Genomic DNA, 17,979 nt, shown 5'->3' on the forward strand with positions numbered 1-17,979 from the left:
ACAGAGGCCACTAGGCACAGCGGCGCCCGTCGTTGATGCAGCTCACCACCCTCCGCATCAGCCTCTGGTCGAAGACGTTGATGAAGTCGCCGTGGTCGGTGATCGGCTTGTGGAGCTGCTCCGGGAAGGAGTCGACGGCGAAACCGGGGCCGGGGGGCACGTCGTAGACGATCCGCTGGACGAGCTGCGGGATGGCCCGGAAGCCGTTGCCGCAGCGCCCGCTCGCCGGGTCCGCGAAGGCCACATGGGTGCGGTGGTTGGCGCTGTCGGTGTTCTGTCCGTCCCAGCAGCTCTGGAAGCGGAAGGTCCGCACCACCTTGCTGCCCTCGGGGCAGATCGGGTACTTGTCCTTCAGCTGGCGGTTCTCGAAGCCGGTGCAGGACCAGGACGCGTTGGCGTTCGCGTCGCCGTTGGTGAAGGCCTTGGCGTCGCCCGTGATGATCCGCAGGAAGCGGGGCATCGCGGTGACCTTGGAGACCGGGCTGCCGACGAAGTTCAGGGTGACCTGGGCGGGTGTCTGGATCTCGCCGACGTTCTGGTCCTTGCCGCCGCCGTCCGCCTGCGCGTCGGCCTCCGCCTGTCCGTTCTGCAGACGCAGCACGGGCCAGTAGTACGTCGAGCGGTCGCCCTGGTTGCGGCAGGTGGTCCGGCCCCGTGCCAGGTCGTCGTCACTGGCGAAGGCGTCGTTGGCCTGGTTGCCGACGTAGTCGTGCATGTGGTGGGCGCCGTTGCTCACACCCGGCGCGACGATGACGTTGTCCGGGTTGAACTTGCCGTTCTTGTTCGTGCCGCAGTTGGTGACGAACGAACCGCGCGAGGCGCCCCGGCGCTGCCGGGGGAGGTTCACGTTCGGCTGGACCGTGGTGATGTCGACGAAGTCCGAGGCCTCGGGCCCGTTCCCCGCCTGGCCCTGGTCCTGCTCCTCCTCGCCGCCCTCCTCCGGCTCGCCCTCGCCGCTGCCGTCGTTCCCGCCGCCGCCGTCGTCCCCGCCGGCCGGCTGCTCGTCGTCCGCGCGCAGGGTGCACGGCGCGAGACTCTCGACCTGCTGACCGGTCATCTGGCCGATCCGCTGCAGGATGTTGAGCCGCTCGTTCCTGAGCGGGGTCAGGATCTGCTGCTCGGCGAAGGCCGGGTCGCTCTCGACCCGCTCCTTGTTGTCGGCGAGGCGCTGGTACGCGACGGTGATCTGACTGTCCAGCGTGGCGAGTTCGCGGTCCACCGCGGTCCGCGAGGACTCCGGGACCTGGGTCAGCTCGTCGCCGACGTCGGGACAGTCGATCGTCGAGACCGCGTTCTGCCCTTCCGGCGGCGGCTGCTGCTGTTGGTTGCCCCAGCCCTGGCCGGCCGAAGCGTAGACATTGGCGGCGATCAGGCCGCCCCCGCCCAGAATCAGGGCGACGGAGGCGGCCACCGCTCGTTTCGCGCGTGTCGAACGTTTTCTTGTGCGTCGCATGGGACTTCATACGGACGACAGGGCCCCTGCGTTCAACGCGATGGATACGGACGTCAGTCCGAGAGGAGTGCCGCCTCCCGCTCCGGGTCGAGTCCCACCGACGGCCGGTCCGCGCGCTGCGGGGCCACCCCGCCGATCGACCGGAGCCACTCCCAGGTGTCCGCGACCGTCTCGGCCACCGGGCGGCAGCGCAGCCCGGTCGTGAGCGCCTTGGAGACATCGGCGTGGTGCATCGCCTCGTACAGCTCGCCCGGCGGGATCCAGATCGGCAGGTCGGACCACGGCTCGACACCGGCGGCGAGGAGCTTCTCCGGTTCCGTCCAGCGCAGTTCGGCGTCCGAGCCGGTCACCCGCACACACGCGTCGAGCAGTTCCTCGGTCGTGGTGTGCCCGGGCGGCGAGACCAGGTTGTACGCGCCCGAGAGCCCGGCCGCGGCGGCGTCGGCCGTCCACTCGGCGAAGTCGCGGACGTCGATGTACTGGAGCGGCAGCGCGCGGGGTCCCGGCGCGAGGACCGGGCCGCCCCGGTCGATCCGCCCCAGCCACCACGGCAGCCGGCCGATGTTCTCGTACGGCCCGATGATCAGCCCCGCGCGGACGAAGAGGGTGCGGTCCGGGCCGAACGCCTCGACGGCCGCCAGCTCGCCGCCGCGCTTGGCCTCGGCGTACGGGACGTCGCCGGCGTCCGGCGAGCCCTCGACCAGCGGCCCGTCCTCGGTCAGCCCCGCCGGCTGCGGCCAGGCGTAGACCGAACGGCTCGACACGTAGACGAAGCGGTCCACGCGGTCCGCGAGCAGCCGGGCCGCGTCGCGGACCACCGAGGGCGCCGCCGACCAGGTGTCCACGACCGCGTCCCAGCCGGCATTCCCGTCGGAGGCGAGGGCGGCCAGCCCGCCCGGGGCGGTACGGTCGCCGATCAGCGAGACGGCCCCTGCCGGGGGCTCGTGGCGACCGCGGTGGAAGACCGTCACCTCCCAGCCCCGCGCCAGCGCCGCCTCCGCCACCGCGCGCCCCACGAACTCGGTACCGCCCAAGATCAGAAGTCTCATGCCACGACTGTGCATCGGGGGGCCGGGCAGCGCCCAACGATTCCTCCACGGGTGAAAACGGGAGGCGGTCTCCCGCTCCGGGCCGGTGGATGTCACCATGGCCGGATCATGACGGATGCCCGCTCGCCGATACGCGCACTGCGAGCCGCCCTCTTCGCGGCGGTGTGCGTGACATTGGCCGCTGTGGGGCATTCCTCCATGTCTGCGCACTCACTCCCTCCGGGCTCGCTGTACACGGCCTTCGCCGTGACGGGCGCTCTCGCCTGGCTGGCGGGCGGCCGTCGCCGGGGCGCGTTCGCGATCGCCGGGGGACTCGCGGCCGTACAGGCGGGCCTGCACCTGATCTTCTCCGCGGGCGAGGGGCACGGCGGCGCCGCGGACCACGCGGCGATGGACCCCATGGCGATGGACCCCATGGCGATGGACCCCATGGCGACGGCCGACCACGCGACCACGGCGCACATGGCGATGGACCCGGCGACGATGTCGGCCATGGCCTCCGTCATGGAGGGCGCCACCGGCCACTCCTCCGCCGGCATGATCGCCGCCCACACTCTCGCCGCCCTTGTCTGCGGCCTCTGGCTGGCCAGGGGCGAGGCCGCGCTCTTCGCGCTCGGCCGGACCGTCGGAGCTCTCGCCTTCACCCCGCTGCGGCTGCTGCTCGCCGTCGTCCGCGTACCCGAACTCCCGCACCCCGTACGCCCGCGCCCGCACACCCGCCGGCTGCACGGCGTCGTCCTCGCGCACACCCTCTCCCGGCGCGGCCCGCCCCGGCTGTCCGTACCCCGCGCCACAGCCCTCGGAGTCCACGTCTGACCCGGGGGCCGATTCCCCCTGTCGACACCGACTCCTAGGACAGTCATGACCATCGACGACCTCGCGCGCCCGGAATCCCCCGAAGCGCCACCCGAGCAAACCGCCACCCGCCCCGGGACCTGGAGCGCGCTGCGCCCCCTCGTCCTGCGCCTGCACTTCTACGCCGGCGTCCTCATCGCCCCCTTCCTGCTCGCCGCCGCCGCCAGCGGCCTGCTCTACGCGCTCTCCTTCCAGGCGGAGAAGATCGTCTACGCGCACGAGCTGGAGGTCCCCGTAGGCGACAAGGTCCTGCCGCTCTCGCAGCAGGTCCACGCCGCCACCAAGGTGAACCCCGACGGCACCGTCACCGCCGTCTGGCCCTCCGCGGAGGACGGCGCCACCACCCGTGTCCTCATGGCCGACCCCGACGTCGAGGAGGGGAAGTCCCTCGCCGTCTTCGTCGACCCGTACACCGCCGAGATCCGGGGCCAGCTGCCCAGCTACGGCAGCTCCGGCGCGCTCCCGCTGCGCACCTGGATCGACGAGCTCCACCGCGATCTGCACCTGGGCGACCTGGGCCGCAACTACAGCGAGCTGGCCGCCAGCTGGCTCTGGGTGATAGCCCTCGGCGGCCTGGCGCTCTGGATCGGCCGGCGCCGCAAGAACCGCCGTGACCTCTTCGTACCGGAGCGCGGACCCAAGTCCCGCCGTCGCACACTCTCCTGGCACGGCACGGTCGGTCTGTGGGCGGTCGCCGGACTCGTGGTGCTCTCCGCGACCGGCCTGACCTGGTCGCGGTACGCGGGTGAGAACATCGGCGCGGTCCAGGACCAGCTGGGCGGCGCGACCCCGACCGTCTCCGCGACGCTGGCCGGTGCGGGCGGCGGTTCCTCGGAGCACGAGGGCCACGACATGAGCGGCCACACGGCCGCCCCCAAGGGCCCGGACGTCGGCATCGACAAGGTGGTGGAGGCGGCCCGGGCGAAGGGCATCGAGGGCAGGCTGTCCGTCGTCCTGCCCTCCGAGGGCAAGGGGTACGTCGTCAAGGAGACCGACACCCAGTTCCCCGTGCACCTCGACTCGGTGGCCGTGAACCCGGCCGACGGCGCGGTCATGGACGAACTCCGGTTCACCGACTACCCGGTGCTCGCCCAGCTCACCCGTTTCGGCATCGACATGCACATGGGTGTGACCTTCGGCCTGGTCAACCAGCTCGCGCTGGCCGCCCTCGCGCTCGCGCTCATCCTGCTGATCGTCTGGGGCTACCGCATGTGGTGGCTCCGTCGCCCCGGCCGCCCGGTCGCGCGCGGCGCCTGGCGGAAGGTTCCGCCGACCATGCTGCTGCCGCTGCTCGCGGTGACGGCGCTGGTGGGCTGGTTCGTCCCGATGCTCGGGATCAGCCTGGTGGCGTTCCTGGTCGTGGACCTCGCCCTTGGCCTGGTGGCCAGGGTGCGGGCGAGGTCCCAGGGATCCCGAACGGCCTGATCAGGGCGTGTACTTGTAGCCGACCCGCCGCACGGTCTGGATCGTGTGGCGGTGCTCGGCGCCCAGCTTGCGGCGCAGGCGCGCCACATGCACGTCGACCGTCCGCCCGTCGCCCACATGCCCGTACCCCCAGACCGTCGTGACCAACTGGTCGCGGGTGTGGACGCGGTGGGGGTGGGCGACGAGGTGGGCGAGGAGCTCGAACTCCAGGTACGTGAGATCCAGCGGCTGCCCGTCCACGATCGCGATGCGCCGGTCGCCGTCGATCGCCACGGGCCCCGGGTCCCCGGCCGCGGCGGCGGGGGCGGCGGCCACGGTGCCGGGTGCGGACGGCTGCTGCTGGTCGACGGGCACCAGCACGAGGTAGCCGACCATCGGCGGCCGTCCGGGCAGCGTGGGCAGCGCGTGCGGCGGTGCGGGCAGCAGCGTGGCGCCGGGCGGCAGGAAGTCCGCGACCCGCGCGAGGTCGACGACCTCGTCGGGATCGACGGCCCGAAGCCGCGGGCGGTGGGAACGGACGGCGGTCAGGGACGCGGTACCGGTCTGGGTGTGGGCCATGAAAGCTCAGCTCTTTCGCGCGAGTCGGAGACGTACGACGTCGTTCGCGCATCGGCCGAAGGCCACGGAACCGGTCTTGTACCGGTCGGGCGTTAGAGGGCCGACGCGTTCTTCACGCGCCGACAGCACCGGTCGAAGTCATGGTGCTGCCGGGAAGGCCAGAACGGCTCGAGGTCGGTGCGACCTGTCGCGGATCCGTTCTGGGTGAGGGCCATATCCCTAGTGTACTACTCGGGAATAGGCGGGACGACCCCCGTGCCCCGGTCCACCTGCTCGGTCCACGCCGGTCGACGTCGGCCCGGACGGGGCAACGCCGAAGGGGCGCCCGCCGGTCGTCGGCGGGCGCCCCTTCGGGGTGAGCGGGGTGGATCAGACCTGGCCGGCCTTCTCCAGGGCCTCGCAGCAGGTGTCCACCAGCAGGCGGGTCACCGTGTACGGGTCCACGTTCGCGTTCGGGCGACGGTCCTCGATGTAGCCCTTCTGGTCCTGCTCGACCTGCCACGGGATGCGGACCGAGGCGCCGCGGTCCGACACGCCGTAGGAGTACTTGTCCCACGGGGCGGTCTCGTGCAGGCCCGTCAGGCGGTCGTCGATGCCGGCGCCGTAGTTCTTGACGTGGTCGAGCGGCTTCGAGCCCTCGCCCAGGGACTCGCACGCGGTGATGATCGCGTCGTAGCCCTCGCGCATGGCCTTCGTCGAGAAGTTGGTGTGCGCGCCGGCGCCGTTCCAGTCGCCCTTCACCGGCTTCGGGTCCAGCGTCGCCGAGACCTTGAAGTCCTCGGCCGTGCGGTAGAGCAGCCAGCGCGCCACCCACAGCTGGTCCGCGACCTCGAGCGGCGCCAGCGGGCCGACCTGGAACTCCCACTGGCCCGGCATGACCTCGGCGTTGATGCCGGAGATGCCCAGACCCGCCTTCAGGCAGTTCTCCAGGTGCGCCTCGACGATGTCACGGCCGAAGATCTCGTCGGCGCCGACACCGCAGTAGTAGCCGCCCTGCGGGGCCGGGAAGCCGCCGACCGGGAAGCCGAGCGGACGCTCGCCGTCGAAGAAGGTGTACTCCTGCTCGATGCCGAAGATCGGCTCCTGGGCGGCGTACTTCGCGTAGACCTCGGCCAGCGCGGCACGCGTGTTGGACTCGTGCGGCGTCATGTCCGTGTTGAGGACCTCGCACATCACGAGGATGTCGGCACCGCCGCGGATCGGGTCCGGGCAGACGAAGACCGGCTTGAGGACACGGTCCGAGGCGTGGCCCTTGGCCTGGTTCGTGCTGGATCCGTCGAAGCCCCAGATCGGCAGCTCCTCCAGGGTGGCGCCCGTGCCCGGAAGGATCTTCGTCTTGGAGCGAAGCTTCGCGGTCGGCTCGGTGCCGTCGATCCAGATGTACTCAGCCTTGAAGGTCACGGGTCTCAATCCTTTGGCGTGCTGCTGCTGGGGGTCCCCCGCGCCGCCGGGCGCGGGGGGTGCTGCGGCTCGCGACGCTGCGAGAGCTGCGTGGTGTGTCTGCGCGCAGCTTCGCAACACGGGATTTCCCGCCCGTTGCCCGTTTGTGAACCCCGTGTTACTCAGCTTTCCCGATCTTCGCGGAGCCGCCGTGCGACGACATGGGCGTCGAGGAGCGAGCCGAGGCCGGCGGCCCGGACGCGCCGTACGAGCTCGGTGTACGTCGTGCCCAGCGCCTCCGCCGTACGACCCAGGTGCCAGTCGGCGTCCGCCAGGCGCCGGAGCAGATGGCCCCGTCGGATCTGGCCAGCGGAGAGGCGGAAGGTCTTCAGGTAGAGCGTCCGGCCCTTGCGGTCGGCGATCAGTTCGCCGATGTGCTGTTCCTCACCCGCCCGCAGGAACGGCGGAAGGAATCGGTACAGATCGTACGAACCCATCCGGTACACGCGCTCGAAGGCGTACGGCGTCTCCAGCAGATCCCGTGCCATCAGCCCGTCGTGGGCCTCCGCCCAGGACCGCTCCTGCGCCCGGGCCGCCGCCCGCAGATCCGCGAGCGTACGGACCGAGCCCCCCTCGTCCCGGATGCGCGCCGTGAACTCCGGTACCGGGGCGCCGTAGTACGCGTACTGGTGGATCAGCTCCCCGTACAGGTCCTCGATCAGGGTCGGGTGGAGGACGCGATAGTCCTCGGGGTGGGGGACGACGAAGGCGGCGGCCAGGGAGTCGGCGACGTACAGCATGAGTCCGCACTGCCCCGGGTGGATCTCGAAGACCCGCAGCGCCTCCGCCAGCCCCGGGACGCTCCACCCCGCGTACGCCGCCTCGGTGCGTGGCGACAGACCCTGGCGTACCGCCTGCTGGGACCACTCGTCCCAGACGACGGACGGGCCGCCGAAGTGGAGCGCCAGATACCCCTCCAGGGCGAGGTGCAGAGGCAGGAAGCGCAGCCGCTTCTCCGCCCGCCCGTCGGCCCGCCGACGCTTGGCGAGCCGGTGGTGACGGCGCACGGGAACGACGTCCGGGCCCGCGCCGCCGGCCGCGTCCTCCCCGAGCCGGGTGCCGTACGCGGCCGACTCCCGCTCGTCCCCGGACCAGTCCGCGACGAAGCCGTGCGGGATGTACGAGGTGTAGGTCGTACGGTCTCCGAGGTCGACCGCTCCACCCGCCCCGTACACCTCACGGTGGAGCCGCAGCCCCTCCACCGGCTCGGCCCGCACCAGCGGCACGAGCCGGACACCGCCCCACACCTGGGCCGGCCGCACGCCGAGGCCGGTCAGATCGATCCGGGTCACCGGGCCGCCTCCCGCAGAAACAGTTCCACCCTGCGGTCGAGATAGGCCCGCAGCTCCGCCAGCCCCGTCCGCCCCTCGGCGAACTGGGCGATCTCCACCAGCGCCGCCAGATCCTCGGCGTCCCTGATCCCCGCGGTCGGCACGCTCGGCGCGAGCCGGCGCACGCCGAAACCCGCCGCGTCGTATACGGGGTTCACATGGACCGCGCTCGTGCGCCGCTCCGGGTCGAGGCGCGTCCGCCAGACGCGGAGCACCTCTCCCGCGAGGCCTGGCGGGGCGTTGTCCCAGCCGTCCGAGACGATCACCAGCCGGTCGGGAGCGGGGCCCTCCAGGGCGTCCAGGATCCGCGTCCCGAGCGGGGTCGGCCCCCAGGGACGGACGAGCAGCGGATCGGTGGCGCCCGACGTCCAGTGCGCCGCGTACGCCCCCGGCGCGGCCAGCGCGTCGAGGAGGAAGTGGCAGCCGAGGGCGACCGCCAGCGGGCGGCGCCGCTTCACGGACGAACCGGAGGCGGAGTAGCTGTCGTCGAGGACCGCCGCGACCCGGCCCCAGGTCCCGGCGTACGGCCCCGCGACGCGGAGCGCGGCCGCCCGCAGCGCGGCCGTCAGCTCGGCGCGCCGCTCCACCCTCTCCCCGAAGGGGAGGGAGAGGACGTAGAGCGCGAGCCGCGTCAGGGGCATCACGGCCAGATCGCTCGCGCGCTCGGTCCGCAGCCGCTCCAGACGGGTCATCCGGGGAGCGATCCGCTCCAGGAACACCGCGTGCGGTACGCCGTGCTTCGCCGCGAACCCCTCGGCGACGGTGAAAGGCAGCTCGTAGAGGGCGGCCTGCTCGTGGCGCGCACGGCGGTAGGCGTCCAGGTACGGGTGGTCGTAACGGGCCCGGCGGCCGGGAGCGAAGAGGAAGTCCCCCGACTCGGCCGCGGCGAGCGGCAGATGGGCGTGGCGGACGGTGGCCTTCAGACCGGCGCGGTACTTCACGGCGTCGTGGCCGGGATCGGCGCGGCCGGCCAGCCAGTCACGGATGATCGCGCGGGTACGCCGGTTGTTGACCTTGGCGGCGCGCAGGGCGCGGAAGAGCCGGTAGACCCGCTGCGGGGGCATCCGCGCGAGCCGGGCGGCGATCAGCCGCCCCTCCGCGCGCTTCCCCTCCGCGCCGCCGGCCTCGTCGGCGGTGCGCAGCAGCTGCTCGACGATCGTCGCCGCGTTGTGGTCGTTGATGTCGAGCGCGAGCGCGGCGGCGTACACGGGCCGGTAGTTGACCCGGACGTACTCGTGCAGAAAGGCGAGCGAGAGCCGCTGTTCCCCGGCGGAGGATCGGAACTCCCGCTGGCCGGTGGCGGTGACGGCCGCGTTGACGAAGAGCAGGACGTCCTCGGCGGCGATGAGGTCGGAGACCGTCTCGGTCGGCGTGGTCATGGGTTCCCTCGCGATGGCCTGGGTGCCGGCCGGGGAATGGGGGCGCGAACAGCGAAAACGTTGCTTCAGAGGCAGGTCCCGGAAGTCGCACCGGAGTCCCGCGGCCGGCGGAGGCAACGTAACACCGGGGGAGGGGAGGGCCGCCAGTGGATTTGCGGGGCCGGTGTCCGTGCGGACCGGCAGACTGGGGGCATGACCACCCACCTGGGCGCGAAGGCCCGTATCGGACTGCTCGGCACCGGCCCCTGGGCCGCGCGGACCCACGCGCCCGCGCTCGCCGCGCACGAAGGCGTCGACTTCGTCGGGGTGTGGGGCAGACGGCCCGAGGCGGCCGCCGAACTGGCCACCGCCTTCGGCACGACCGCGTACGACGACGTCGAGGACCTCCTCGAGGCGAGCGACGCCGTGGCCTTCGCCCTTCCCCCGGACGTCCAGGCCCCGCTCGCCCTGCGGGCCGCCGCCCTGGGCTGCCACCTGCTCCTGGACAAGCCGGTGGCCACGACGGTCGAGGCCGCCCGTGAGGTCGCCGAGGTGTCCGAGCTGGCGGAGGTCGCGTCCGTGGTCTTCTGCACGCTCCGCTTCGCCGGGCCCACGGCCCGCTGGATCGACGAACAGGCCGCCTCGGGCGGCTGGTTCCTCGGCGAGGCGCACTGGCTGGGCTCGCTGTACGGCCCCGGATCGCAGAGCGCGTACGCGGCCTCGCCGTGGCGGCGTGAGAAGGGCGGCCTGTGGGACGTCGGCCCGCACGTGCTCTCCGTGTACCTCCCGGTGCTCGGCGACGTCACCGACGTGACGGCCGTACGGGGCCCCGCGGACACGCACCACCTGGTCCTGAGCCACACGTCGGGCGCGAGCAGCACGGCGACGCTGACCCTCTCCGCCCCGCCGGAGGCGGCGGAGGCCGCGCTCACGCTGCACGGGAAGCGGGGCCGGGCGGCGCTGCCGGCGTGGGACGGCGCGACGGAGGCCTTCGGCCGGGCGGTGGACGCCCTCCTGGATTCGGCCAGGACGGGGGTGCCGCACGCCTGTGACGCCCGTTTCGGCGCGCGGATCACGGAGATCCTCTCGCTCGCCGAGCAGGCGGCGGGCCCGGGGAGGGAGCCCGCCGCCTGACGGCCGGCCGCCTCAGCCCACGCGCTCGATCCGGGCCTTGCGGATCAGGAACTTGCCGGGCTCACGGACCTGCTCGAAGGCCGCGTCGTTGAGCAGGACACAGCTGCCGGAGGCGGAGGTGACCTCGACGGTGGTCGACTTGGCGTTGTCGAGGTTGGTCACCTTGAGGCGCGTACCGAGCGGGAACTGGTTGCTGGACGCGGCGGGGGCACCGGCCTCGCCGGAGAGCGTGACGGTCGATCCGGCGCAGACGACATCCCCGGAGCCGCCCCCGTCGCCGCCACCCGCGGGCGGGGCGGGCTCGGCGGGCTGCGCAGGCGGGGCGGGCTGCGCCTGGGTTGGTGCCGGTTGCGCGGGGACCGGGGCGGCGGGGGCGGCCGCCCCGGTATCACCCCCGCACCCCGAAGCCGCCTGCTGGAGCCGGATCTGGGCGATCACCGCTTCCCGGTTGGCGATCCGCGCCTGCGACTGAGCGTCCGGGTCGGCACGCTGGTCCGCGATGAACCGCTCGTTGTTCGCGAGCGCCGTCTTCAGGCCGTCGCAGGCCACGGACGCCTGACTCGTCCCGGTCAGCACCACCGCCGTCCCCCCGGCGAGCACGAGGGCACCGGCGATCAGCGCGACCTTCTTCTTCCGGCTGAGCGTTTTCCTGCGTGACACGTGAGGCTCCGTTCGTTTCCTGTCGGTTCCTGTGGCGTCAGATACGGAAAGCGAACCGGTTCTGCTCAACGACGGGCTCCGCCCGCGGGCTCATCGCGAACGTCACGCGGGCCCGCGGGTCCGGATGCGCACCCGTGTCGTCCCGGCCCGTCCGCCGCCATGATCTCCCGTACGGCGGCGCGGAGCCGTGACGTTTCAGCGGGACATGGCGTCCCGTACGGCCTCCTCGGTGCGGCCCACCACCGCCGTGCCGTCCTCCGCCGTGATGATCGGGCGCTGGATGAGCTTGGGGTGCGCCGCGAGGGCCTCGACCCAGCGGTCCCGGTTCGCCTCGTCCCGGGGCCAGTCCTTCAGCTCCAGCTCCTTGGCCACGGCCTCCCCGGTCCGCGTGATGTCCCACGGTTCGAGGCCCAGCCGCTCCAGCACGGCCCGGATCTCGTCCGGGCTCGGCACGTCCTCCAGGTAGCGGCGCACGGTGTAGTCGGCGCCCTCCGCGTCGAGCAGGCTGATCGCGCCGCGGCACTTGGAACAGGCGGGATTGATCCAGATCTCCATGCGCCCCACGGTACCCCCTCGGCCTCCTCCCACCACCCCCCAAACCCCCTCTGGCCAGGGGCGATTGTCAGTGGGGGGCAGTAAAATCGTAGGTGAAGGTGAGGGTCCCGGGGAGGGCCCCCACCCACCGTTCGTCAGGAGGTCGCCCGTGGCCACAGCCATGATCCGGAAGCCGTCCCTCGAACCCTGGAAGCCCCTCCGGAAGCAGCCGCTCCCCGCGGGCCGCCCCCGCGAGTGGTACATCACGCACAACCGCCGCCTGAAGGCCATGCGCCTCGCGATCGTCCTCCTCGACGCGGGTGTGCACGACCCCGCGAAGGCGGGCAACGCGAAGATACGCACCACGGCCGAGCTGCTCGGCATCCACCCGCCCTCGGACACCACCTGCCACATGGTCCGCGCCCTGATCCGCTACGGCCGCTGACCCCGGCCCACCGCCCACCGCCCGGCTCCCGGACAGAGACGAGGGCCGCCACCCCGGAATCCGGGGTGGCGGCCCTCACTGTCGTTCAGCGCCGGTCGACCGCTCGAACCGGTCCGCGGTCTAGAGGTCGAAGTAGAGCTCGAACTCGTGCGGGTGCGGGCGCAGCTGGATCGGCGCGATCTCGTTCGTGCGCTTGTAGTCGATCCAGGTCTCGATGAGGTCGGAGGTGAAGACACCGCCGGCCTGCAGGTACTCGTTGTCCGCCTCGAGGGCGTCCAGGACCGCCGGGAGGGAGGTCGGGACCTGCTGGACGTTGGCGTGCTCCTCGGGAGCCAGCTCGTACAGGTCCTTGTCGATCGGCTCGGCCGGCTCGATCTTGTTCTTGATGCCGTCGAGGCCCGCGAGCAGCAGCGCCGAGAAGGCGAGGTACGGGTTCGAGGACGGGTCCGGCGCGCGGAACTCGACGCGCTTGGCCTTCGGGTTCGAGCCCGTGATCGGGATACGCATGGCCGCGGAGCGGTTGCGCTGCGAGTAGACCATGTTGACCGGGGCCTCGAAGCCGGGCACCAGGCGGTGGTACGAGTTCACCGTCGGGTTGGTGAACGCCAGCAGCGACGGGGCGTGCTTCAGGATGCCGCCGATGTAGTAGCGGGCGGTGTCCGACAGGCCCGCGTAGCCCTGCTCGTCGTAGAAGAGCGGGTCGCCGTTCGACCAGAGCGACTGGTGGACGTGCATGCCCGAGCCGTTGTCGCCGAAGATCGGCTTCGGCATGAAGGTCGCGGTCTTGCCGTTGCGCCAGGCGACGTTCTTCACGATGTACTTGAAGAGCATCAGGTCGTCGGCCGCGGCGAGCAGCGTGTTGAACTTGTAGTTGATCTCGGCCTGGCCGGCGGTGCCGACCTCGTGGTGCTGGCGCTCGACCTGGAGGCCGACGTTCTCCAGCTCCAGGGAGATCTCCGCGCGCAGGTCGGCGAAGTGGTCGACCGGCGGGGCCGGGAAGTAGCCGCCCTTGTAGCGGACCTTGTAACCGCGGTTGTCCTCGACCGCACCCGTGTTCCAGGCGCCGGCCTCGGAGTCGATGTGGTAGAAGCCCTCGTTGGCGGTGGTATTGAAGCGCACCGAGTCGAAGACGTAGAACTCGGCCTCGGGGCCGAAGTACGCGGTGTCGGCGATGCCGGTGGAGGCGAGGTACGCCTCGGCCTTCTTCGCGATGTTCCGCGGGTCACGGCTGTACTGCTCGCCCGTGATCGGGTCGTGGATGAAGAAGTTGATGTTCAGCGTCTTGTCGCGGCGGAAGGGGTCCAGGCGGGCCGTCGTCAGGTCGGCGCGGAGCGCCATGTCGGACTCGTGGATGGCCTGGAAACCGCGGATCGACGAGCCGTCGAAGGCGAGCTCCTCGGACGGGTCGAACGCCGTCGCCGGGATCGTGAAGTGCTGCATCACTCCCGGAAGGTCACAGAAACGGACGTCGACCATCTTGACGTCGTTGTCCTTGATGAACTTCTTGGCCTCGTCGGCGTTCTGGAACATCCAACTCCTCCTACTCCCGGCCCGGGGAGGGGCGGGGTTGCAGCTCGGTCGTGCGGCCAGTGCGGGGGCACACGCTGGACCCGACCATAGGCAGACGGGATTTCTCAAGCATGACCCATTTGTTTCACCCAAGTTAACCGGCCCGGGTGTCCCTCCGCTTCCCGGCGCCCCTCGGCGACCCGGGCCGAAGTGATCAAAAACGGGCGCAGTACCGTTGTCGGGTGGACAACAGGCAAGCACTCGGATCATGGCTGTCCGGCCCCCGCGCGGCGGCCGAGGACGCCGGTGTCGACTTCGGTTACCGCGGTCAGCAGCTCGGGCTCCCCGAGGAGGGCCCCGGTTCGATCGCCCGCCCGGGCCGCCGGATCGGCGCCCTCGCCGTCGACTGGGCCCTCTGCATGGTGATCGCATACGGCCTGGTCACCGACGGCTACAGCCAGGCGACCGGCAACTGGGCGCTGGTCATCCTCCTCGTCCTGAGCGTGCTGACGGTCGGCACCGTCGGCTCCACCCCCGGCAAGCGGCTCTTCGGCCTCCGCGTCGCCTCGGTGAACGGCGGCCGGCTCGGACTCGTCCGGGTCGTGGTCCGCAGCATCCTCGTCTGCCTCGCGATCCCGGCCCTGATCTGGGACCGCGACGGCCGGGGCCTCCACGACCGCCTCTCCGGTGCCGTACAGGTCCGGATCTGAGCCACCCGCCACCACGGACACCCCGCACCACCACGGACACCCCGTACGACGAAGGGCGCCCCCGGAACCGACCGGTTCCGGGGGCGCCCTTCGTCGTGGAGGTGGTGAGACCTCCGTAGGTCAGCGCATCTTCCCGCCGCGCGGCATCCGCATGCCCTTCGGCATCGGGCCCTTCGGCAGCGGCATGTTGCTCATCAGGTCGCCCATGGCCCGCAGTCGGTCGTTGGCCACCGTCACCTGGGGGCCGGAGAGCACCCGGGGCAGCTTCAGCATGGTCGTGCGGACCTTCTTCAGCGGCACCTGGCCCTCGCCGTTGCCGACGATGATGTCGGTCACCGGCACGTCCACGACGATGCGGGCCATCTTCTTCTTCTCGGCCGCCAGCAGGGGCTTCACCCGGTTCGGGTTGCCCTCGGCCACCAGCACGATGCCCGCCCGGCCGACCGCGCGGTGCACGACGTCCTGGCTCTTGTTCATCGCGACCGCCGGGGTCGTCGTCCAGCCGCGCCCGATGTTGTCCAGCACCGCGGCCGCCGCCCCCGGCTGGCCCTCCATCTGCCCGAAGGCGGCGCGCTCGGCACGTCGTCCGAAGACGATCGCCATCGCGAGCAGCGCCAGGATGAAGCCCAGGATGCCCAGGTAGACCGGGTGCCCGATCAGGAAGCCGATCGCGAGGAGGACACCGAGTACGACGATGCCCACGCCCGCGACGACAAGCCCGACCTTGGGGTCAGCCTTTCGGGTCATCTTGTACGTGAGGGCGATCTGCTTCAGTCGCCCCTGGTTCGCAGCGTCACCGCTGCCCGTGTTTGCCTTCCTCGCCATGTCCTGAAGTTTACGTGGCCCGGGAAGCGCGGCCAGCCACGGCCTCCATCACATGCTGGGCCTCGACCCGGTCCTTGGCCCGGCGGCGGTCCTCCAGGACCGAGTTCCAGGCGTTCCGGCGGGCCGTCCGCTGCCCGCCGGCGAGCAGCAGGGCCTCGACGGCCCTCAGGGCGTCGGTGACGGACGGGATGGCGGTGGCACGGACGTGTGTCGCGGCCTGCATGCGGGGGTCCTCCCTCAAGCGTGGATGAGACGAGGTGGGGGGTGGAGCGAGTGCGGCGCTCACGATGCTGTGGCGGTGAGTGAAGCCAGGCTCACAGACTGGTGTTACCAGTGCGTGACCCGGTGGTCAAACACTGATGAAACGTTGATGCGGCCATCTGCACGCATTCGCAGACGCCGACGCGACCCGCACTCCCCTCTGACCTGCGGGGGTGTACGGGTCGCGCCGGATCCGGCCACTACCGGCCGGTAACTTCTTGTGCGTGAATTCACACGGTCGTGCGCCGACCACGCGTCTGCGGGGCGATGACGCCTCAGACGGCCTGCGTGGCGTTGTCCACGGCGCCGCGCTTCTCGATCGCCTGCTGGTACAGCCGGCCCGCGCGGTAGGAGGAACGGACCAGCGGGCCCGACATCACGCCGGAGAAGCCGATCTCGTCGGCCTCCTCCTTCAGCTCCACGAACTCCTGCGGCTTCACCCAGCGCTCCACCGGGTGGTGTCGCACGGAGGGGCGCAGGTACTGCGTGATCGTGATGAGCTCGCAACCCGCCGCGTGCAGCTGCTGGAGCGCCTCGCTGATCTCCTCGCGGGTCTCGCCCATGCCGAGGATCAGGTTCGACTTCGTGACCAGACCGTAGTCGCGGGCCCGGGTGATGACGTCCAGCGAACGCTCGTACCGGAAGCCGGGACGGATCCGCTTGAAGATCCGCGGCACCGTCTCCACGTTGTGCGCGAAGACCTCGGGGCGGGAGGCGAAGACCTCCGCCAGGAGCTCCGGCACCGCGTTGAAGTCGGGGGCCAGCAGCTCGACCTTCGTACGGCCGTCGGCGCGGCCCGCCGTCTGCTCGTGGATCTGGCGCACGGTCTCCGCGTACAGCCAGGCGCCGCCGTCCTCCAGGTCGTCGCGCGCGACGCCGGTGATGGTGGCGTAGTTCAGGTCCATCGTGACGACCGACTCACCGACGCGACGGGGCTCGTCACGGTCCAGCGCCTCGGGCTTGCCCGTGTCGATCTGGCAGAAGTCGCAGCGCCGCGTGCACTGGTCACCACCGATGAGGAAGGTGGCCTCGCGGTCCTCCCAGCATTCGAAGATGTTGGGACAGCCCGCCTCCTGGCAGACCGTGTGCAGGCCCTCGCTCTTCACGAGCCCCTGCATCTTCGTGTACTCGGGACCCATCTTCGCCCGGGTCTTGATCCACTCGGGCTTGCGCTCGATGGGGGTCTGGGCGTTACGGACCTCCAGGCGCAGCATCTTGCGTCCGTCGGGTGCGACTGCGGACACGACCGGCTCCCTGTAGCTTCGATTCTTCGGCGCACACCAGGGTACGCCCGTTGTTCGTACGGTTTTGTTTACGCCTGGGCAACCTGTGGCCAGAGCCCGGCATTCCCCGCGATTCCCTAGGCGGAGGTGGCGGCCGTCTCGCGCGCGACCGGGCGCGGCTTGAGCTCCGCGTTCTCCAGGACGGCGCGCAGGTGCTTCTCGACCACCGGCAGGACCTCCTCGATCGTGATGTCCCGGCCCAGTTCGCTCGCGAGCGAGGCCACGCCCGCGTCCCGGATCCCGCAGGGGATGATCCGGTCGAACCAGGCGTTGTCCGGGTTCACGTTCAGGGCGAAGCCGTGCATCGTGACGCCCTTGGCGACCCGGATGCCGATCGCGGCCAGCTTGCGGTCCTCGCGGCGCTGGCCGGCGTTGGACGGGGCGTACTCCGGGCCGTTGAGCCGCGGGTCGAACTCCGGATCGCTCAGCCGCGGGTCGAAGTCCAGCGAGAGCCCGCCGAGCGACGGACGCCGCTCCACCGGGTCGCCGAGGACCCAGACGCCGCTGCGGCCCTCGATCCGGGTGGTCTCCACGCCGAATTCGGCGGCCGTGCGGATCAGCGCCTCCTCCAGACGTCGCACGTGCGCGACGACGTCGACCGGGCGGGGCAGCTTCATGATCGGGTAGCCGACGAGCTGACCGGGGCCGTGCCAGGTGATCTTTCCGCCGCGGTCCACGTCCACGACCGGCGTCCCGTCCAGGGGGCGCTCGCTCTCCTCCGTACGCCGGCCCGCCGTGTACACGGGCGGGTGCTCCAGGAGCAGACAGGTGTCGGCGATCTCGTCGGCGAACCGGGCGGTGTGCACCTCGCGCTGCTTGTCCCAGGCCACCTGGTACTCGACGGCGTCGTCGCCGAAGCCCAGACGGACGAATCGCAGCTCACTCACGGCAGTGCCTCCTCCTGGTGCCGTGGCCGGGTCCGGGGATCGTCCCGGGTCGGCTCGGCACCATGCGTCATTCGCGCCCATGCCACTGTACGGCGGCGCCCGAGAGACCGGTCCGGCAGGTGCGACGGCCCCCGCGCGAGGCCCCTCCGTCAGCGACGGCCCCAATCCTCACACGATCGGATGAATGTGGGGCGAAGGAGGCGGTACAGGCGGTGAGGGCCGCTAAATTCACGCCGTTCCATGAGGGGCCGCACGGGCTTCC

The 17,979-nt window shown here is 71.4% G+C and carries 18 protein-coding genes; 5 read left to right on the forward strand and 13 right to left on the reverse strand.

The window, feature by feature from the left end; translation table 11 throughout:
• Positions 1 to 10 precede the first annotated feature (10 nt).
• Positions 11 to 1,453, reverse strand: a complete 1,443-nt coding sequence (locus ACZ3IJ_RS15660; RefSeq protein WP_467468455.1) for a DUF1996 domain-containing protein — start codon at positions 1,451 to 1,453, stop codon at positions 11 to 13.
• 53 nt (positions 1,454 to 1,506) lie between these two features.
• Entirely contained in the window at positions 1,507 to 2,502 is a 996-nt protein-coding gene (locus tag ACZ3IJ_RS15665) for an NAD-dependent epimerase/dehydratase family protein (protein WP_467468457.1), read from the reverse strand.
• Positions 2,503 to 2,700: 198 nt separating this feature from the next.
• Between ACZ3IJ_RS15665 and ACZ3IJ_RS15670 the strand changes: the two genes are divergently transcribed.
• Both ACZ3IJ_RS15670 and ACZ3IJ_RS15675 read left to right on the forward strand, forming a co-directional pair.
• On the forward strand, positions 2,701 to 3,318 hold the full coding sequence (locus ACZ3IJ_RS15670) for a hypothetical protein (protein ID WP_467468458.1): 618 nt from the start codon (positions 2,701 to 2,703) through the stop codon (positions 3,316 to 3,318).
• A gap of 45 nt (positions 3,319 to 3,363) precedes the next feature.
• Positions 3,364 to 4,782, forward strand: coding sequence for a PepSY-associated TM helix domain-containing protein (locus ACZ3IJ_RS15675; protein ID WP_467468460.1), 1,419 nt, complete (start codon positions 3,364 to 3,366; stop codon positions 4,780 to 4,782).
• On the opposite strand, the gene ACZ3IJ_RS15680 is transcribed toward ACZ3IJ_RS15675, so the two are convergent.
• The 4 genes from ACZ3IJ_RS15680 to ACZ3IJ_RS15695 form a co-directional block, all read right to left on the reverse strand.
• Positions 4,783 to 5,340: a winged helix-turn-helix domain-containing protein gene (locus ACZ3IJ_RS15680; protein WP_467468462.1), complete on the reverse strand. Its 558-nt coding sequence runs from the start codon at positions 5,338 to 5,340 to the stop codon at positions 4,783 to 4,785.
• A 369-nt stretch (positions 5,341 to 5,709) separates the two neighbouring features.
• Positions 5,710 to 6,741 (reverse strand): glutamine synthetase, encoded by a 1,032-nt coding sequence (gene glnII, locus ACZ3IJ_RS15685; RefSeq protein ID WP_361433308.1) that lies wholly within the window; start codon positions 6,739 to 6,741, stop codon positions 5,710 to 5,712.
• A gap of 161 nt (positions 6,742 to 6,902) precedes the next feature.
• A complete protein-coding gene (locus tag ACZ3IJ_RS15690; RefSeq protein ID WP_467468464.1) occupies positions 6,903 to 8,072 on the reverse strand; it encodes an ARPP-2 domain-containing protein in 1,170 nt (389 codons plus the stop codon).
• Positions 8,069 to 9,490, reverse strand: a complete 1,422-nt coding sequence (locus ACZ3IJ_RS15695; protein ID WP_467468466.1) for a hypothetical protein — start codon at positions 9,488 to 9,490, stop codon at positions 8,069 to 8,071. Before ACZ3IJ_RS15695 ends, ACZ3IJ_RS15690 begins: the two co-directional genes overlap by 4 nt.
• A 192-nt stretch (positions 9,491 to 9,682) precedes the next feature.
• Between ACZ3IJ_RS15695 and ACZ3IJ_RS15700 the strand changes: the two genes are divergently transcribed.
• The gene (locus ACZ3IJ_RS15700) at positions 9,683 to 10,603 is read left to right on the forward strand and encodes a Gfo/Idh/MocA family protein (protein ID WP_467468468.1); all 921 of its coding nucleotides are present in this window, start codon (positions 9,683 to 9,685) and stop codon (positions 10,601 to 10,603) included.
• A gap of 12 nt (positions 10,604 to 10,615) precedes the next feature.
• Here ACZ3IJ_RS15700 and ACZ3IJ_RS15705 read toward each other — a convergent pair whose 3' ends face one another.
• Together ACZ3IJ_RS15705 and ACZ3IJ_RS15710 are read right to left on the reverse strand one after the other, a co-directional pair.
• Positions 10,616 to 11,263 carry a hypothetical protein gene (locus ACZ3IJ_RS15705; RefSeq protein WP_467468470.1) on the reverse strand — a complete coding sequence of 216 codons (648 nt, stop codon included), beginning with the start codon at positions 11,261 to 11,263 and terminating at the stop codon, positions 10,616 to 10,618.
• A 195-nt stretch (positions 11,264 to 11,458) separates the two neighbouring features.
• Positions 11,459 to 11,818: an arsenate reductase family protein gene (locus ACZ3IJ_RS15710; RefSeq protein WP_467468471.1), complete on the reverse strand. Its 360-nt coding sequence runs from the start codon at positions 11,816 to 11,818 to the stop codon at positions 11,459 to 11,461.
• A 160-nt stretch (positions 11,819 to 11,978) separates the two neighbouring features.
• Here ACZ3IJ_RS15710 and ACZ3IJ_RS15715 point away from each other — a divergent pair, with 160 nt between their 5' ends.
• Positions 11,979 to 12,242, forward strand: coding sequence for a hypothetical protein (locus ACZ3IJ_RS15715; RefSeq protein WP_352191430.1), 264 nt, complete (start codon positions 11,979 to 11,981; stop codon positions 12,240 to 12,242).
• Positions 12,243 to 12,362: 120 nt separating this feature from the next.
• Here the strand turns inward: ACZ3IJ_RS15715 and glnA are convergent, their stop codons facing one another.
• Positions 12,363 to 13,772 carry a type I glutamate--ammonia ligase gene (gene glnA, locus ACZ3IJ_RS15720; RefSeq protein ID WP_391797752.1) on the reverse strand — a complete coding sequence of 470 codons (1,410 nt, stop codon included), beginning with the start codon at positions 13,770 to 13,772 and terminating at the stop codon, positions 12,363 to 12,365.
• A gap of 221 nt (positions 13,773 to 13,993) precedes the next feature.
• Between glnA and ACZ3IJ_RS15725 the strand changes: the two genes are divergently transcribed.
• Complete coding sequence (locus ACZ3IJ_RS15725) at positions 13,994 to 14,461, forward strand: RDD family protein (protein WP_391797753.1); 468 nt, start codon at positions 13,994 to 13,996, stop codon at positions 14,459 to 14,461.
• Positions 14,462 to 14,581: 120 nt separating this feature from the next.
• Here the strand turns inward: ACZ3IJ_RS15725 and ACZ3IJ_RS15730 are convergent, their stop codons facing one another.
• The 4 genes from ACZ3IJ_RS15730 to lipB form a co-directional block, all read right to left on the reverse strand.
• Entirely contained in the window at positions 14,582 to 15,286 is a 705-nt protein-coding gene (locus tag ACZ3IJ_RS15730; protein WP_352191413.1) for a DUF4191 domain-containing protein, read from the reverse strand.
• A 10-nt stretch (positions 15,287 to 15,296) separates the two neighbouring features.
• Complete coding sequence (locus ACZ3IJ_RS15735) at positions 15,297 to 15,509, reverse strand: SCO2195 family GlnR-regulated protein (protein ID WP_391797755.1); 213 nt, start codon at positions 15,507 to 15,509, stop codon at positions 15,297 to 15,299.
• A 313-nt stretch (positions 15,510 to 15,822) separates the two neighbouring features.
• Positions 15,823 to 16,791 carry a lipoyl synthase gene (gene lipA / locus ACZ3IJ_RS15740; RefSeq protein ID WP_391797756.1) on the reverse strand — a complete coding sequence of 323 codons (969 nt, stop codon included), beginning with the start codon at positions 16,789 to 16,791 and terminating at the stop codon, positions 15,823 to 15,825.
• 116 nt (positions 16,792 to 16,907) lie between these two features.
• Positions 16,908 to 17,717 (reverse strand): lipoyl(octanoyl) transferase LipB, encoded by an 810-nt coding sequence (gene lipB / locus ACZ3IJ_RS15745; protein ID WP_467468475.1) that lies wholly within the window; start codon positions 17,715 to 17,717, stop codon positions 16,908 to 16,910.
• Positions 17,718 to 17,979 lie beyond the last annotated feature (262 nt).

Source organism: Streptomyces sp. NPDC013317 (assembly GCF_055563155.1).

What these genes read in the sequence shown, in the direction of transcription:
- ACZ3IJ_RS15660 (WP_467468455.1), bottom strand. Translation starts at nt 1,453, where the DNA reads ATGCGACGCACAAGAAAACGTTCGACACGCGCGAAACGAGCGGTGGCC.
- ACZ3IJ_RS15665 (WP_467468457.1), bottom strand. Translation starts at nt 2,502, where the DNA reads ATGAGACTTCTGATCTTGGGCGGTACCGAGTTCGTGGGGCGCGCGGTG.
- ACZ3IJ_RS15670 (WP_467468458.1), top strand. Translation starts at nt 2,701, where the DNA reads ATGTCTGCGCACTCACTCCCTCCGGGCTCGCTGTACACGGCCTTCGCC.
- ACZ3IJ_RS15675 (WP_467468460.1), top strand. Translation starts at nt 3,364, where the DNA reads ATGACCATCGACGACCTCGCGCGCCCGGAATCCCCCGAAGCGCCACCC.
- ACZ3IJ_RS15680 (WP_467468462.1), bottom strand. Translation starts at nt 5,340, where the DNA reads ATGGCCCACACCCAGACCGGTACCGCGTCCCTGACCGCCGTCCGTTCC.
- ACZ3IJ_RS15695 (WP_467468466.1), bottom strand. Translation starts at nt 9,490, where the DNA reads ATGACCACGCCGACCGAGACGGTCTCCGACCTCATCGCCGCCGAGGAC.
- ACZ3IJ_RS15700 (WP_467468468.1), top strand. Translation starts at nt 9,683, where the DNA reads ATGACCACCCACCTGGGCGCGAAGGCCCGTATCGGACTGCTCGGCACC.
- ACZ3IJ_RS15710 (WP_467468471.1), bottom strand. Translation starts at nt 11,818, where the DNA reads ATGGAGATCTGGATCAATCCCGCCTGTTCCAAGTGCCGCGGCGCGATC.
- ACZ3IJ_RS15715 (WP_352191430.1), top strand. Translation starts at nt 11,979, where the DNA reads ATGATCCGGAAGCCGTCCCTCGAACCCTGGAAGCCCCTCCGGAAGCAG.
- glnA (WP_391797752.1), bottom strand. Translation starts at nt 13,772, where the DNA reads ATGTTCCAGAACGCCGACGAGGCCAAGAAGTTCATCAAGGACAACGAC.
- ACZ3IJ_RS15730 (WP_352191413.1), bottom strand. Translation starts at nt 15,286, where the DNA reads ATGGCGAGGAAGGCAAACACGGGCAGCGGTGACGCTGCGAACCAGGGG.
- ACZ3IJ_RS15735 (WP_391797755.1), bottom strand. Translation starts at nt 15,509, where the DNA reads ATGCAGGCCGCGACACACGTCCGTGCCACCGCCATCCCGTCCGTCACC.